This window comes from Methylocystis borbori, from assembly GCF_036576025.1.
GTDB lineage: Bacteria > Pseudomonadota > Alphaproteobacteria > Rhizobiales > Beijerinckiaceae > Methylocystis > Methylocystis borbori.
In genome coordinates, this window is record NZ_JAZHYN010000035.1 from 17398 (window position 1) to 33081 (window position 15684).

At 63.5% G+C, this 15684-nt stretch carries 17 protein-coding genes; 7 read left to right on the forward strand and 10 right to left on the reverse strand.

The genetic code is table 11. The annotated features are described in order from the left end of the window. Positions 1-163: 163 nt before the first annotated feature. Together V3H18_RS11885 and V3H18_RS11890 are read right to left on the reverse strand one after the other, a co-directional pair. On the reverse strand, positions 164-808 hold the full coding sequence (locus V3H18_RS11885; RefSeq protein ID WP_332082274.1) for a uracil-DNA glycosylase family protein: 645 nt from the start codon (positions 806-808) through the stop codon (positions 164-166). Then, the gene (locus V3H18_RS11890) at positions 809-1420 is read right to left on the reverse strand and encodes a glutathione S-transferase family protein (protein ID WP_332082275.1); all 612 of its coding nucleotides are present in this window, start codon (positions 1418-1420) and stop codon (positions 809-811) included. Positions 1421-1543: 123 nt separating this feature from the next. Here V3H18_RS11890 and queC point away from each other — a divergent pair, with 123 nt between their 5' ends. The 3 genes from queC (at position 1544) to ykgO (ending at position 5192) form a co-directional block, all read left to right on the forward strand. Continuing rightward, the gene (queC, locus tag V3H18_RS11895; protein ID WP_332082276.1) at positions 1544-2281 is read left to right on the forward strand and encodes a 7-cyano-7-deazaguanine synthase QueC; all 738 of its coding nucleotides are present in this window, start codon (positions 1544-1546) and stop codon (positions 2279-2281) included. Positions 2282-2452: 171 nt separating this feature from the next. After that, positions 2453-4717, forward strand: a complete 2265-nt coding sequence (locus V3H18_RS11900) for a TonB-dependent receptor (RefSeq protein WP_332082278.1) — start codon at positions 2453-2455, stop codon at positions 4715-4717. Between the two features lie 349 nt (positions 4718-5066). Continuing rightward, complete coding sequence (gene ykgO / locus V3H18_RS11905) at positions 5067-5192, forward strand: type B 50S ribosomal protein L36 (RefSeq protein WP_036283477.1); 126 nt, start codon at positions 5067-5069, stop codon at positions 5190-5192. A gap of 58 nt (positions 5193-5250) precedes the next feature. Here the strand turns inward: ykgO and V3H18_RS11910 are convergent, their stop codons facing one another. After that, complete coding sequence (locus tag V3H18_RS11910; RefSeq protein ID WP_332082280.1) at positions 5251-6180, reverse strand: histone deacetylase family protein; 930 nt, start codon at positions 6178-6180, stop codon at positions 5251-5253. 270 nt (positions 6181-6450) lie between these two features. On the opposite strand from V3H18_RS11910, the gene V3H18_RS11915 reads away from it, so the two are divergent. The 3 genes from V3H18_RS11915 (at position 6451) to V3H18_RS11925 (ending at position 7722) form a co-directional block, all read left to right on the forward strand. Further along, the gene (locus tag V3H18_RS11915; RefSeq protein ID WP_332082281.1) at positions 6451-7062 is read left to right on the forward strand and encodes a L,D-transpeptidase; all 612 of its coding nucleotides are present in this window, start codon (positions 6451-6453) and stop codon (positions 7060-7062) included. A gap of 221 nt (positions 7063-7283) precedes the next feature. Beyond that, positions 7284-7427 carry a hypothetical protein gene (locus tag V3H18_RS11920; RefSeq protein ID WP_332082282.1) on the forward strand — a complete coding sequence of 48 codons (144 nt, stop codon included), beginning with the start codon at positions 7284-7286 and terminating at the stop codon, positions 7425-7427. Between the two features lie 166 nt (positions 7428-7593). Next, complete coding sequence (locus V3H18_RS11925) at positions 7594-7722, forward strand: hypothetical protein (RefSeq protein WP_332082284.1); 129 nt, start codon at positions 7594-7596, stop codon at positions 7720-7722. Between the two features lie 110 nt (positions 7723-7832). Here the strand turns inward: V3H18_RS11925 and V3H18_RS11930 are convergent, their stop codons facing one another. The 4 genes from V3H18_RS11930 to V3H18_RS11945 all read right to left on the reverse strand — a co-directional run bounded on the left by V3H18_RS11930 (position 7833) and on the right by V3H18_RS11945 (position 11678). After that, positions 7833-8474 carry a hypothetical protein gene (locus tag V3H18_RS11930; protein WP_332082285.1) on the reverse strand — a complete coding sequence of 214 codons (642 nt, stop codon included), beginning with the start codon at positions 8472-8474 and terminating at the stop codon, positions 7833-7835. Positions 8475-8615: 141 nt separating this feature from the next. Next, complete coding sequence (lpdA, locus tag V3H18_RS11935) at positions 8616-10052, reverse strand: dihydrolipoyl dehydrogenase (RefSeq protein ID WP_332082286.1); 1437 nt, start codon at positions 10050-10052, stop codon at positions 8616-8618. A gap of 64 nt (positions 10053-10116) precedes the next feature. Continuing rightward, positions 10117-10545, reverse strand: a complete 429-nt coding sequence (locus tag V3H18_RS11940) for a DUF1772 domain-containing protein (protein ID WP_332082287.1) — start codon at positions 10543-10545, stop codon at positions 10117-10119. A gap of 68 nt (positions 10546-10613) precedes the next feature. Further along, on the reverse strand, positions 10614-11678 hold the full coding sequence (locus V3H18_RS11945; RefSeq protein WP_332082288.1) for a GSCFA domain-containing protein: 1065 nt from the start codon (positions 11676-11678) through the stop codon (positions 10614-10616). A gap of 170 nt (positions 11679-11848) precedes the next feature. Here V3H18_RS11945 and V3H18_RS11950 point away from each other — a divergent pair, with 170 nt between their 5' ends. After that, a complete protein-coding gene (locus tag V3H18_RS11950) occupies positions 11849-12898 on the forward strand; it encodes a WcbI family polysaccharide biosynthesis putative acetyltransferase (RefSeq protein WP_332082289.1) in 1050 nt (349 codons plus the stop codon). 168 nt (positions 12899-13066) lie between these two features. Here V3H18_RS11950 and V3H18_RS11955 read toward each other — a convergent pair whose 3' ends face one another. From V3H18_RS11955 to V3H18_RS11965, 3 genes are all read right to left on the reverse strand, one after another. Then, entirely contained in the window at positions 13067-13906 is an 840-nt protein-coding gene (locus tag V3H18_RS11955) for a class I SAM-dependent methyltransferase (protein WP_332082290.1), read from the reverse strand. 103 nt (positions 13907-14009) lie between these two features. Beyond that, complete coding sequence (locus V3H18_RS11960) at positions 14010-15272, reverse strand: polyhydroxyalkanoate depolymerase (protein WP_332082291.1); 1263 nt, start codon at positions 15270-15272, stop codon at positions 14010-14012. A 162-nt stretch (positions 15273-15434) separates the two neighbouring features. Beyond that, positions 15435-15684: cobalamin biosynthesis protein (locus V3H18_RS11965; protein WP_332082293.1), on the reverse strand; the 250-nt coding region annotated here is incomplete at its 5' end.

Consider the following 15684-nt stretch of genomic DNA (forward strand, 5'->3'; position numbering starts at 1 on the left):
CGACGAGCGCGCGCTGCGAGAAAGCGGAAACCGGATTTTCGCGTAAAGCGCGCTCTAAGCTTTTCGAATCAATCACGTTATCTGCATTTGGGCGATTCCCAAACGCAGCGTGATCTGGGCGCGGGCCGGCTCCGATGATTACGCTTGTCACAAGCGCCTTTTCTCATGTTTTCACGAGCCGCGCGACTTCGGCGCGCAGGACAGGCAGCGCCTCCGCCTCGAACCAGGGATGACGCTTGAGCCAGCCCGTATTGCGCCAGGAGGGGTGGGGTAGGGGGAAGATGAGCGGGCGCGCGCCTTGAAATTCGCGCCAGCGCGCAACGATCTCCGAGACGCCCGCGCCTTTCGGCAGCGCATGTCCGAGCCGCGCGAAATGATAGTCCTGCGCGAAACGTCCGATCGCGAGCACGGTCTCGACCTTGGGCAGGGCGGCGAAGAGTTCGTCGTGCCACAGCGCCCGGCATTCGGGGCGCGGCGGCAGGTCGCCGCCCGCGGCGTCGTTGCCGGGGAAGCAAAAGCCCATCGGCGCGATGGCGATGCGGGACACGTCGTAAAAGGTCTCGCGATCGACCGCCATCCAGTCGCGCAGCCGATTGCCGGAGGGATCGTTGAAGGGAAGGCCTGTCTGATTGACGAGATTGCCGGGCGCCTGGCTCGCGATGAGCAGCCGCGCCGTCGCGGAGACGCGCAGCACCGGCCGCGGCTCATGCGGCAGTTTCGCGCCCTTGGGCGTCTCGACGCAGAATCGGCAGGCGCGGATGCGCCCCGCAATCTCATCGAGTTTCCTGGCGGATGCGCGCCCGGTCATCTAGGCCGCAATGCTGGGGCGCGCCGAAACTTCCGCGCGCCATCGCGAAAGATGCGGCAGATTTTCCGGAATTTCGACCCGCGCGAGTTTTGTCAGATCCATCGCGACGATGGCGGTGATGTCGGCGATGGTGAAGTCGTCGGAGGCGATGAAGCGGCGCGAGGCGAGCTCCTGATCGAGAAAGCGCATCATATTTTGCGCGCGGGGCCGCTGATGCTCGGCGAATTCCGGCCTCTGAGGCGATTCAAGCCGCGCCAGCGCCGGGTGGCTGTGACGAAAGGCGAGCGCCACCGGAAGGAACAGGCGGAATTCGACGCGGCGCTGCCACATCTCGACGAAAGCCTGGTCGCGCGCATCTCGCCCGAAGAGCGGCGGCTCGGGGTGAAGCGATTCGATGTAGCGGCAGATGGCGACGGATTCGGTGAGCGTCGCGCCGTCGTCGAGGACAAGCGCCGGCGTTTCTTTCAGCGCGTTGACGGCCGCATAGGCCTCGTCCTTGTGTTCCTGCGCCATTAGATTGACGTCGCGAACGGGAATCGCGACGTTTTTCTCAGCCAGAAAAATGCGGACGCGTCTCGGATTGGGCGCGAGCGGCGTATTGTAGAGCATCATGTCGGTCTCATTCTCGGCTTCGGATATGGGGGTTCTCGGCCTCGCTGGCGAGGGCGCTCTCGTCAAATGTGGCCGCGTTGGCGGCGGCTCGCAGTTTTGCGGCCATGATTTAAATTAGGCGCTATGACGAACGACCTCCCGACTCAACCGGCCGCCGCGCTCGTGCTCTTTTCCGGCGGCCAGGATTCGACGACCTGCCTCGCCTGGGCGCTTGAGCGCTTCCCCCGCGTCGAGACGGTCGGCTTTGACTATGGCCAGCGCCACAGGATCGAACTCGAGCGCCGCGCGACGCTGCGCGAGGGGTTGAAGCGCATTTCGCCGCTCTGGGCCGAAAGACTGGGCGAGGATCACACGATCGCCATGGGCGCGCTTGGCGAGATTTCCGATACGTCGCTGACGCGCAAGGCCGAGATCGCCATGGGCGCGGACGGCCTGCCCAATACTTTCGTGCCGGGGCGTAATCTCTTGTTCCTCGCCTTCGCGGCGGCGGTCGCCTATCGGCGCGGGGTCGCCGATCTCGTCGGCGGCATGTGCCAGACGGATTATTCCGGCTATCCCGATTGCCGCGACGACACGATTCGCGCCATGGCGCGGGCCTTGAGCCTTGGCCTCGATCGCGAAATCCGCGTGCATACGCCGCTGATGTGGATCGACAAGGCGGAGACCTGGCGGCTTGCCGAGGCGCTCGGCGGCGAGGCGCTGACGCAGCTCATCATCGAGGAGAGCCACACCTGCTATCTCGGCGAGCGCGGCCGGCGCTTCGACTGGGGCTATGGCTGCGGCGAGTGTCCCGCCTGCCTCTTGCGCGCGGCGGGCTGGGAGAAATACCGCGCCGCGCAGGCGTCGCGGTCCGGGAGCTGATCGCCCTTATCAACAACCGATCTCGCAGAACTGTTGCGCATCCGCCACAGGGCGACGCTTAAGCGCCCTTAGGGCGGTTGCGCGATTGACAGGGCGCGGCCGCGTCGGGATACGTTATATTGTAACGTATGGATGTTATAACATCTGAACGACGCGGGAGCCGCGAAAGCCATGAAGAAAAATCTCGAACGCGCTTTTCTGGCGGGAAGCGTCGTCGCGATCGCCATCGGATGCGATGGCGTCGCGCAGGCCCAACAGTCCTTGCCGACGATCGACGTCGGCGCGGTAAGCCCGATCAAGCGCGGCAAATCGGCAGCGGCCGCGCAATCCGTTTCCGCGCCCGGCAGGCCAAGCCAGCGAGACGCCGGTCCGAGTGGGCCCCCTCCGGCCGAGGTTACCGAGAAAGACCCGCAGGGCGTCCTCCCCATCGTCGCGGATCAATTCGCGACCGTGACGGTCGTCCCCAATGCGGAGCTGCGCCGCTCCACCGGCGCGACGCTCGGCGACGTGCTGTTCGCCAAGCCGGGAATCACGGGGTCGAGCTATGCGCCAGGCGCTGCGAGCCGTCCCATCGTGCGCGGCCTCGACAATTACCGTGTGCGCATCCAGGAGAATGGCCTCGGCGCGAGCGGCGTTTCGGAGCTTGGCGAAGACCACGCCGTCCCGGTCGATCCCTTGGGCGCGAGCCAGGTCGAGGTGGTGCGCGGCCCGGCGACGCTGCGCTGGGGCTCGCAGGCGATCGGCGGCGTCGTCAATGTCGAGAACAACCGCATTCCGACCGCGCTTCCGTGCCGGCTCGCCGCGGCGCCTTTCGCCGATACGGAGGGATGCTCCATCGTCGAATCGCGCGGCGCGGTTTCGACCGTCGACAACAGGCTCGAAAACGCCACCCTCATCGACGCCGGCAAGGGCAATGTCGCGATCCACGCCGACATCCACGGCCGGCGCGCGAGCGACTATCGCATCCCCGGCTATCCCTATCTCTTCCCCGGGGACCCGCCGCCTTTCGTCGATGGGCGCCAGCCCAATTCGTCGGCGCGCTCGGCGGGAGGGTCGGTCGGCGCCTCCTACTTCTTCGATTCGGGCTTCATCGGCTTCGCCGTCACCCAGTTCGACATGCGCTACCATATTCCCGGCGTCGAGCCGACGGCGAGCAATACGCGCATCGAAATGCGCCAGACGCGCGCGACCAGCAAGGGCGAGTTTCGCCCGCCGTCGGCGTATATAGAGGCGATTCGCTTTTGGGCGGGGCTCACCGACTACAAGCATCACGAACTTGGCAATGAAAACGACTTCGACGGCGTCCAGCAGACCTTCACCAATAAGGAGCTGGAGGCGCGCCTTGAGACGCAATTGCGCCCCGTCGAACTGCCTTTCGCGACGCTGACGAGCGCCTTCGGCGTTCAAGGCTGGCATCAGATATTGACCGCGCCGGGACTCGAAGGCGGCCTCTTCGATCCCAATCGCACGCGCAGCGTCGCCGGCTTTCTCTTCAATGAATTCAAATTCAGCGACACGCAGAAGATGCAGCTCGCGGGCCGCATCGAACATGCGACCGTCTCCGGGGCCTTTCCCGAGCTTCTCGTCGATCCCTCGCAGCAGATTCAGCGCGTGCGCAACTTCACCCCCAAAAGCGGCGCGATCGGCTTTCTGCAGGATTTGCCCGACGGCCTCGTTGCGAGCGTCACCGCGCAATATGTCGAGCGGGCGCCGCGGGCGCCGGAACTCTTCTCGCGCGGCGTCCATGACGCCACCGGGACCTTCGACATCGGAAATCCCAATCTCGCGATCGAAGGCGCCAAGAGCGTCGAAATCGGCCTGCGCCGTCCGATGGGCCCCTTCCGCTTCGAGGCGACGGCTTTCGTGACCCGCTTCGACGGCTTCATCTTCCGCAATCTCACCGGCGCGGTCTGCGAAGCGGATTTCGCGAGCTGCGCCATCGATGGCGAAGGCGATCTGCGCCAGGCTTTTTATGCGCAGCGCAACGCCCTGTTTCGCGGCGGCGAGTTCCAGAGCCAGCTCGACCTCGCGCCGCTCCTTGGCGGCGTGTTCGGCGCCGAAAACCAGTTCGACGTGGTGCGCGCGACTTTCGCTGGCGGGGGCAATGTGCCGCGCATTCCGCCGGTGCGGTTAGGGGGCGGCCTGTTCTGGCGCGACGCCAATTGGCTGATGCGCGTCAATCTGCTGCACGCCTTCGCGCAGAGGAATATCGACCCGATCGCCGAGACGCCGACCAAGGGCTATAATCTGCTGCGGGCGGAGATCAGCTATCGGCAGCTCTTCGATCCGGGCGATCCGCGCGGCCGCGCCGTGACCTTCGGGCTGGTCGGCGACAATCTTCTCAATGTGGACATGCGCAACAGCGTCTCCTTCCGTAAGGACGAAGTGTTGCTGCCCGGCGCCAATCTGCGCTTCTTCACCAGCGTGAGTTTTTAGGACAAGGGGCGCAGGGTGAGCGCATGAAGTTTTCTCATCCTGAGTGTCTGGCCCAGGATACGAAACCTCATCCTGAGGAGCCGCCGAATGGCGGCGTCTCGAAGGATGCTCCAGAAGCGGGACTCGAGGCGTTCCCACCCTTCGAGACGCGCCTTTCAGGCGCTCCCCAGGGTGAGGGAACGGATATGAGGTCAGACTCTCAGGATGAGGGCGAGGAGAACTGTCTCCACCCCATCGCGCTGGGAAGGGGGCCGACCGGCTTGATCGCGCGCGCGAAATCGGGCATAGGCTCGGGCTAACGATGCGCTGGGCGTTTCCCGGCGAGTTTTCCATTGCCGGGGATAGACCGATGAAAGTCCGTAACTCGCTGAAGTCCTTGCGTTCGCGCCATCGCGCCAATCAGATCGTGCGCCGCAAGGGCCGCGTCTATGTCATCAACAAGGTGCAGAAGCGTTACAAGGCCCGCCAGGGCTGAGCGTTTTCGCCTTCGAATTCGGAAAGCCGCGAGCCTGCGCTTCGCGGCTTTTGTCGTTTTAGCGGCCCGTCAACGCCAGCACATGGACGCCGACGCTGCGGGCGAGGGCCTCGACGTCATAACCGCCTTCGAGCAGCGAGACGATTCGGCCGCCGCAGCGCCGGTCGGCGATCTCCATGATCCTTTTGGTCGCGTCGCTGTAATCCGCTTCGACAAGCCGCAGCCCGCCGAGCGGATCGCGCTCATGGGCGTCGAAGCCCGCCGAGATGAGAATGAGATCGGGACGGAACGCTTCGAGCCGCGGCAGGATGCGTTCGATGAGCGCTTCGCTGAAGACGTCGCCCGTCGAGCCGGCGAGAAGCGGCGCGTTGACGATCGTGTCATGCGCGCCGGTCTCGTTATAACCGCCCGTGCCCGGATAGAAGGGCGCCTGATGGGTGGAGCAGAACAGGACGCTCCCATCCGACCAGAAGATTTCCTGCGTCCCATTGCCGTGATGCACGTCGAAATCGACGATGGCGACGCGTTCCGCGCCATGCGCGGCCTGGGCGTGGCGGGCCGCGACGGCGATATTGTTGACGAAACAGAAGCCCATCGGATTATGCGGCCCGGCGTGATGGCCCGGCGGGCGCGTGGCGACGAAGGCGTTGTCGGCTTTTTCGGTCATCACTTGGTCCACGGCGGCGATCGCGCCGCCCGCCGCCCGCCAGACGGCTTCGATCGTTTTCGGGCACATGAGCGTGTCGGCGTCGAGCGCGACATAGCCCTGGCGGGGAGCCGCCTCCTCCAGCGCCAGAAGATAGGATTGCGGGTGAACGCGCAGCAGCGCCTCGGGCTCCGCGCGAGGCGCGCTGGCGCGGATCAACCCGGCGAAAGGCGCTTCCGCCAGGGCGCGTGCGATCGCGCGCAGGCGTTCGGGCCTTTCCGGGTGGCCGGGGCCCATCTCATGCTCAAGTCCGCTCTCATGTGTGACGAGAAGGGTTCTCAAAGCCGCGCCGCCCTGGGGACAACCGGCGGCCCCCCGCCAACCCAGCAGGTCGATATTCCGCCCTTGTTTTGCGCCTGTCCATGAAAAATAGCGAGATAAAAAACAGTAAGATGAGAGGCAGGGAGGGATAGGGCGCAACCCTCCTGCGCGGGCCGCCGCGTGGCGCCGCCGCAACAGTGGGGGAATAATTCCGAAGACGTGATCCGCGCGGGAAAGTTCATGCTAAGAAGAGCGCAACAAATCTATTCGCGGCGGAAAGGAGTGCCCGAAATGAATTTCAAGCATATGACGGCGGCGGCGGTTTTCGCTGGCCTTATCGCTGGTTGTAACGTCATGGGGACGCCGCTTCCCGATCCGAGGCTCAGTGGCCGCGACGCGGAATTCATGGCGCTCGCGCCGCAGGCGCGGGTCAACTCGCAGTTCGAGCGTTATCTTGTCGATTACAAGACGAACGAGCCGGTCGGTTCGATCATCGTCGATAATAACGCCAAGTTCCTTTACTATGTCATGCCGGGCGGCAAGGCTGTGCGTTATGGCGTCGCCACCGGGCAGGACGCGATGGCCTTCACCGGCCGCGCCTATGTCGGCGGCATGCAGGAATGGCCGCGCTGGATCCCGCCCAAGGACATGCTCGAGCGCTGGCCGCATCTCCAGCCGACGGCGGACGCCGGCGGCCTGCCCGGCGGTCCGGACAATCCGCTCGGCTCCCGCGCCCTCTATCTCTATCAGGACGGCAAGGACACGCTCTATCGCATCCACGGCACCAATGAGCCGGACAAGATCGGCCAGGCGGTGTCCTCGGGCTGCATCCGCATGCGCGACATCGACGCCATCGACCTTTACAACCGCGTCAAGGTCGGCACGAAAGTCGTGGTGCTCTAATCCTTTGAATTGACGCACTCGGCGCCGCGTCACGCGGCGGGCGAAGAAGTGGGGCGCTCCCTTCACGACGGAGGGGGCGCCCTTTGCCTTTGCGTCTCGGCCGCCCCTGCGGCTCGCAAGAAAAAATTTACCATGTGCGCCCCCACACGGCGCTTGCCGCGCCCCCTCCCTAAAGTGGTCACGCTCGCGATTGGGCGGTGGGGAAAGACAGGGAGGGTGTCATGCGTCCTACGAAAAGCATCGGCGTGATGGCGCTTATTGTTTTCGTTCTCCTTCTGGAGTGCGTGGGCGCAGGCGCTTATCTGGCTTCCTCCGCCCATGCCGATCCGTCGGACGCCTGCTACGGCTATGCGATCTGCGATTAATTGTCAGGACCATGCTTTTTTGGTGGAACGCGAGCGTCGTAATTTGCGTTTGTTCCAAAGAAGGGCCGGCGCCCTTGGGCGTTCGCTCCGCCGAGCGGCAGCCCGGGACGCCGCGCCCTTCAGTTTTCGCTGTGTCAAAGTTGCGGCGGAAGGGTTGGGGCCCGCCATGCGTCATCTAGCGTTATATGCGCTGCTGCTTTTCCTGTTCGCCGCCGGCGTCGCCAGCGCGGCGTCGATCTTTGGGTCGCCTCCCGGCGCGGATGATTTCTGCTTTGGATATGCGATCTGCGAATAGCGGCGGACGATCGAGCATTTGCCGCCGCGGCGGAGGCCATCCTGGCCAAGGCCGCGGCGCGCGCTCAAGCAGCCGGAAACCCGCTAAGAAGCGCCGACCTATAACGGCGGCTATGCCGAAAGCTTTGCGCGCGCCAATCGGCGGAGCCGCGCCACGCGACGTTCGAAAGCGCGGCGTTCGTGGCCGATGACCTCGGCGATCCGCGCGCGTATCGCCCCCACGACTTTATGGACATGCGCCTTGACAGGCGCCACGAGCGCATGCGCCCAGGCGCGGATGTCGAGCATGATCGAATAGAATCTGCAAAACCATTGCATCTGCATAAGTTTGTCGCGGCAGATGTCGAACAGGAAAGACGTGATCCCCAGCGCCAAGGTCTTGGCGACGATAATCGCGATGAGACCATTGACGACATGGCCATGCGCGATGAGGCTGAGGGCGACGAATTTGAAGGGCAGGACCGAGACCGCCGGCACGGCGAAGAGCAGCAGGGTCCTTTGCGGCGAGAGCTTCGCCACAACGCCTTCGAGCCAGGGTTCGATGCGCGCGATCCCCAGCTCATGGCCGAGCGCGCGCAGCCACTCCTTGAGATGGTCCCAAAGCCAGCTCTCAATGAGAAAGAGAACCGCCAGCGTGAACCAGAAGGCGCGGTTGAGCCGCCGTTTCCAGCCTTCGACGTCGCGGAGCCATTCGACCGCCCGTTTTGACCACATGCGGAAAGCGTCCATCAGACGCTCTTTCCATTCTTCCATGGACTGTCCCTTGATCGCGCCGGCGGCGCGTTCGATGTCGGGCGTCGCCTCTTAAAGTTCAAGACGCTGGCGCGCGCGGCCGGATGACGGAGCGCGAATCGTCTAGCGCGAATCGTAAATCGCAGCGGCGCGCGAAACGGCTCAAATATGGATGGCGCGCTTGGCGACGGCGAGCGCCGCCTCCCGCACCGCCTCCGAGAGCGTCGGATGGGCATGGCAGGTGCGCGCGAGGTCCTCCGCCGAGCCGGAAAATTCCATCAGCACGGCGGCTTCCGCGATCAATTCGCCCGCCCCCGCGCCGAGAATATGGACGCCCACGACCCGATCGGTCGCCGCGTTGGCGATGATCTTAACGAAGCCGTCGGTCGCTCGCATCGCCCGCGCGCGGCCATTGGCGGAAAAGGGAAATCTGCCGACGGCGATGGCGATTCCCTTGGCTTTCGCCTCTTCTTCGCTCAACCCCACCGCCGCGACTTCCGGCATTGTGTAAACGACGCTGGGGATGACGCCGTAATTCACATGTCCCGCCTGGCCGGCGAGGATTTCGGCGACGGCGATTCCCTCGTCCTCCGCCTTATGAGCGAGCATCGGCCCGCGCACGACGTCGCCGATGGCATAGACGCCGGGGATGTTGGTCGCGAAATGGTCGTCGATGACGATGCGCCCGCGCTCCTGCGCGACGCCGGCTTCTTCGAGCCCGAGACCCAGCGTGTAGGGAATGCGTCCCGTCGCGATCAGCACGGCGTCGGCTTCGATTGTATCGGAGACGGCGCCGTCGACCGAGGAATAGGATACGATGGCGCGCGTCTCCTGGCCGGCGCCCGTCCGCGCGACGCCCGTCACCTTGGAGCCGAGATGGAAGACTATGCCTTGCTTCTCGAGGATTTTCTGAAAGCGCGTCGCGATTTCGAGGTCGAAGCCGGGCAGGACGCGGTCGAGATATTCGATCGCCGTGACCTTCGCGCCGAGGCGGCGCCATACCGAGCCGAGCTCCAGCCCGATGACGCCGGCCCCGACGATGACAAGGCGTTCCGGGATCTTCTCGAGCGCCAGCGCGCCGGTCGAGGAAAGGACCAGCTTTTCGTCGATGGCGATTTCGGCGCCCGAGGCGTCGCGCAAGGGCGCGACCGCCGAACCGCTGGCGATGACGACGTTCTTCGTCTGCAGGGTCTGCGTCGCGCCATCGGCGCCGACGACCTCGACCTCGATATTGCCCTCGCACGCGCCCTTGAGGCGCCCGACGCCGCGATAGGAATCGATCTTGTTCTTCTTGAACAGGAAGGCGACGCCATTGACATTGGCGCCGACCGTGTCCGCCTTGTGCTTCATCATCGCGGAGAGATCGAGACGCGGCGGGTCGACGACGACGCCGAGCGGCGCAAGCCCATGGCCGGCTTCCTCGAACATATGCGAGGCGTGCAGCAGCGCCTTGGAAGGAATGCAGCCGACATTGAGGCATGTGCCGCCGAAGGTCGCATCCTTCTCGACGACGGCGGTCCTGAGGCCGAGTTGCGCCGCGCGGATGGCGCAGACATAGCCGCCGGGGCCAGAGCCGATCACCACAAGGTCATAGGTCATGTCTTCCGCATCTCTTAAAGAAGGACGCAAGCGGCGAAGGATCGTCCCCCGCGCTCAAGACAGGTCAGCCTGCGGCCCATAGATAGATCAGCGTCGCGAGAACGCCGATGGCGGTCTGTCCGATTTCGAGGCGTCCCCATAATTTGATGACATTTCGCGCCTCATGCGCTGCATCGGCGCCGATGAGCGCCAATATCCGATTGTTGAGCGGCACGATGGCGAGATAAGTGTACGGCCAGCTCGAAATGACGACGAGCGCGCCAAAAACCCATCTCACGTCTTCGAGTTCGCGATAGGCGATAAATCCGAAGAGCGCCGCGACCGCTGCAAGCCCTCCGAGCAAGACGAAGCCGCGATGGTCGGAGGGCTCCCATTCCTTGATCAGCGCGTCGTCGCTCAGGGCGAGACGCGCCGGCTGCTCCACATAATTGACGTAAAGCGACGCGCCGGTGAAGGCTCCGGCGGTCGCGAGCGCAAGCGAACCAATGATCATTCAAACATTCCTCTGGCAGTCGGCAGTCGGTCTTTGGCGGTCGGACGCGATCCACGCCGGCCGCTTCTTTAAGCCGATTCGATCGCTTCCTCGTCGCAGACGATGCGGGCGTTGGCCTCGGCTTCGGCGGCGATGTCGATCTTGACGGCCTTGACCGCCTGCTTTTCTTTCTCGCTTTCGGTGAAATGGTCGAAAAAGACCCGCATCGCGCGATCGACGCCGTAGGGACTGATGCGGCGCGTGTCCTCCCGATAGAACATCGGCGCATTGGGCGATACGGTCGAGAGATCGTAGGAAGGAAAATAGGCGATGTTCGGCCTCGCGCGCACCACTTCGTCGGCGGCGGCGCGCAAAATCGCCTTCACCGCGCTGTTCGATTCGATGACGTGGCGGTCTTCATAGGTTGCGATAATGCCGACGGGCGAGACGCTGAGCACGATGCGCGCCTTGGGGTTCACCTCGCGGATGCGATCGACGGAGGCAAGGAAATCCCGCACCACTTCGCTCACCGTCATATTGTAGAATTCATAAACATTCGGATCCCATTCGCCGCCGGCGACGCCGGGCGCAAGCTGCAGGATCGCGCCGTCGGGCTTGTGGCGCCATGTCTCCGTATGGCCGAAGGTGAAGACGAAGACGTCCATCGTCTCCAACATATGGCGGACTGCGGCGAGATGCCGCGTGCGGTCGGCGCGCATGTCGTCGACCGTGGCGTATCCGTCCGGCTCGATGCGCGGCCGGAAGGGGTCGACGAAGCGCCCGTCCTCGGGCCGGGTCCAATAGTCGAGCGCAGGCGTAAAGCGCCCATAGGCGCGTTCGATGAGTTGGCGCAATTGCGCCGTCGTATAGAGATTGCCGTAGCGGCAAGAATACATCGAGTAATTGCGGCGCAGCGCCTCTTCCGGCGAGACGCCGGCCGGCGGGTCTTCGGCGAGATAATAATGAAATCCGCTCGCCTGCAGGCGCTGGGCGATCTCCTGCGCGAAGCAGCTTCCCCCGGTCGCGACCTTGTCATGCGACGAAATCTTGAAAGGCGTGCGGATGATGGGATCGAGCGCGAAAGGCGGCAGGGAGGTCACCGCCTTGCGCCAGAAGCGATGGTCGGGTAGGGAGCTATAGGGGTTCTCCGCCATGGTCGCACTCCTGTTCGATCCGGCTGATTCTCGTGCGGATCGGGCTGTTGCGCCGATCTTTCCGCCAGGCGCCGCCTCGCGTCGCAACATAGACGGCGTCCGCCCGATTGTCACCCGCGGGCGCCAGCGAAGAAAAGCGCGCCGCCGCCGTCAATTCGGTAAAAGACCGTATGTTATCGCAAGTCGACAAACAGCTGATCAAATCCTGGCGTCAATACGCCATCGAGCCGCAGCTCGCAAAAATCACCGGCCGCGTGCTGCGCAACACCGGGCCGCGCATCGCAGTCGTCGGCAATTGTCAGAGCTTTGGCGTCGCCTATGCGATGAAGGTGCTCGATCCGAGCGCCACGGTGGATCATTTCGTAATGGTCGCCCGGGCGCGGGCCAATATGGGATTCTTCGCGAAAACGCTCGCGACCTACGATTATGTCTTCTCGCATGATTTTCTGGATGGCCATGTGCGCGGCGGCGGATCGGAGGAATTATGCCGACGCCTGCCGAAAACCCTGATTTTTCCGGCGATCACCTTCGCCGCTTTTCATCCGGACCTCATCTATATTCACGATCTGGCGCAGATGCACGGCTTCGTCTGCGGCCCGATCGGGCCCTATCATTCAGCGATTGGCCTTTTCGCCTATCGCAAGGGTCTGTCGCTCGAAATGGCGAACGCTCTTTTCCACGAGAATGTATTCGAGGCGCTCGGCTATTTCGACGTGTGGAACGAAGCCGCGCGCGAACTGCTTGATACGACGCGGGAGCGATATGGCGTCGATCTCTCCGCCGAATTGATGAACTGGTCGCGGCGCGGCGTCTTCATGTACAGCACGGTGCATCCGATGAGTTTCGTGCTGTTCGATCTCGCCAAGAAACTATTCGAAAAAGTCGGGCTCAAGCCGCGCGCGGTCAATTTCAATTATTACGACGTGCACGACCTCGCGCGCAGCGAGATTTTTCCGATTTATCCGCCGATCGCCAAGCGCTTCGGCGCGCTGGGCGGCTATATGTTCAAGCTGCAGAACCATCATATTTCGACGACGGTCGGCGACTTCCTGACGCTGCCGCAGTTTCTCGCCTCCTGCTATAAAATTTACGGCAATTACGACTCGGCGAAAATCGGCAATCCGCGCGTCGACGCCTGGCTCGCCGACGAGGCGACGAGCGCTCTGCTCGTGCGGCTCGCGCGCGAAAATTTCGTTGCGGGGCGCATGCCGACGCTCTGACGTGAAATCCAAATGACGAAATCGACGGACGTCATTCCCGGCAGGCCGAAGGCCTGACCGGGAATCCGGAGCAACATAAAAGATATTTGTTGTGATTCTGGATTCCCGATCGCGCGCGGGGCGCGCGCCGGGAATGACAACGGCATGCGCATGGTGTGATGGCGCGCGCTATTTCCAGCGCGTGTCGAATTTCGCCAAATTGAACGGCGGCTTATAGGGATGCAGCGGATTCTCGCCGGAGAAGGCTTTGGTCACGGTGAGGATGCGCTCGCGGTGCTTGAGCGGCGCGAAGCCTGACGGCTCGAGGGCGCCGGTGAAGCCGATAAGATGCGCCGGATCGACATTCAGCTTGAAGGCGGGCGGCGGCCGCATCCAGCTCTGCGCGACGACATTCATATAGGCCGTCTTCAGCATGTGGTTGAGGCCCCATTGCGTCGGCACGAAGCAGGATTTCGACGAATCCGACATGTCCCAATAATAGGTGTCCGGCCGCAATTCGAGCGTCGCGTCGCCCTCGAAAATCGCGATCGAATCGTCGTGCATCAGATGGCGCACCTCGGCGAAGCCCGCGAAAGGATCGACGAGATGATAATAGACGCCGAGGCAAATAATGATGTCGAAGGTCTCGTTGAGCTTCGAGGCTTCATAGATCGAGACGCTCTGATTGATTTCCACATTCGACTTGAGAAGCTGCTTGGCGAGTCGCAGGCCTTGGCCGCTCGCCCAGTTTTGCGACACGTCGTCGGTCGCGAGCACGCGGGCGGCGCCGCGCCGTTCGGCATAGAAGCTCCAATAGCCGTCCCAGCAGCCGATCTCCAGCACGCGTTTGCCGGCGAAGTCGATCTTATCGAGCTCGCTCTCGATGAAGCGCCAGATACGGCGGTGATCGTCCGCTTGCGAAACGCTGACGGCGCGCAGCCCGTCGCCGAAATCGAACTCGTGATACCAATGAATGGCGTCAATTTCTTTTTGCAGAGCTTCTCGCGAAGCCGCGTCCTGCATCGTCATCGAATCTTTCCTCGGCGATGGTTATTTTGAGGCGCGCGTCGCGCTTTGTTTTTGCCGGCGCGGAGTCTGCCTTCATCCGGCGGCATGCGCAAGGCGTCGCGCCTTACGCGTCGACGCGCTCTATTTCCTCGGCGAATGCGCGAATGCGCGGCGCGATTTCGGCGCGAAAGCGCGAGCCGTTGAAGACGCCGTAATGGCCGACGCCTTGCTGCACATAATGCGCCTTGCGGGAGTGGGGAATATTGGCGCACAGCGTCAGCGCCGCTTCCGTCTGGCCGACTCCGGATATGTCGTCCTTCTCGCCCTCGACGGTGAAGAGCGCCGTGCGCCGGATGCTCTTCAGATTGATCAGCGCGTCGCGATGGCGCAGCAGGCCGAGCGGCACCTCGTGGCGGATGAAGACGCGGTCGACCGTCTCGAGATAGAATTCCTCGGTCAGATCCATCACGGCGAGATATTCGTCGTAGAAGTCGCGATGCTTCTCGGCCGAATCGCCGTCGCCTTCGACGAGATGGTTGAACATTTCGAGATGCGCCGAGAGGTGGCGCTCGAGATTCATCGCCATGAAGCCGGAAAGCTGAAGAAAGCCGGGATAGACCCGACGCCCCATGCCGGCGTGCGGAAAGGGCACGGTATGGATGCAGTGACGGCGGAACCATTCGATGCCGCGCTGCTCGGCGAGCTTATTGACCCCCGTCGGCGCGACGCGCGTGTCGATGGGGCCGCCCATCAGCACCATGGAATTGGGAACATCGGGATCGTCGCCCGCCTCCAGCAAGGCGATGGCGCAGATCAGCGGCACCGAGGCCTGGCAGACGCCGAGCGTATGCACCGGCGCGCCATCCGAGGTCGCGGCGAGATGATGCAGCATGTCGGCGACATAGTCGATGTAATCGTCGAGGCCGAAGCGGCCGTCGGCGAGCGAGACGGCCCGCGCGTCCGTCCAGTCGGTTATGTAGACGTCATGCGACGGCAGAAAGGCCTCGACCGTGCCGCGCAGCAGCGTCGCGTAATGGCCGGACATCGGCGCGACGATCAGCAGTTTCGATTGCTTCGGCGCGGCGTCCTGGAATCGCCGGTTGAAATGCAAGAGGCCGCAGAAGGGACGGCTCCAGACGATCTCTTCGGCGATCTCCACCTCAATGCCGTCGACGATGGTGGTGTCGAGCCCGAAAATCGGTTTGCCGTAGCGGCGCGTCATGCGCTCGAACAGTTCCGCCGAGGCGGCGATGCTGCGTCCAAACGAGGTGTCATGCAGCGGATTGAGCGGATTTTTGATTGTATGCAGCATGGCGTCCGTTACGGCGCGCGCTGGCGTGAAGGCCAGATGCATCATTTCGTAAAGTTGATACGCCATTCGGTCCATCGTCACGCCTTTCCCGCCACCCCCCTCGCAGCCGCCGCGCCGCGTGTCATGTTGCGCTGCACAATAGGGCCTTATAACATATTCATATTGGGGAAAAATGGAAGCCTTGGCGACCTGGACATCGTCAGCAAAGACGATAAGCGCAGAAAAAAGCCTAAATAATTACCAAAGAAAGGCGAAGATCGCGATCAGCGCCCAGAGCGTCAGCGCGCCGCGCCGAGAGAGCGCGAGCGCGCGGGCGATATCGGGGCGGCCCGCCTCCCGCCTTCCCTCGCCGAGCGTCGCGCCGGCGAGCGTCCTTCCGCCATAGGCGCGCGGACCCCCCAGCATGAGGCCGAGCGCGCCAGCCATCGCGGCCTCCGGCCAGCCGGCGTTGGGGGAGGCGTGTTTCGCCGCGTCGCGACGCGCGCAT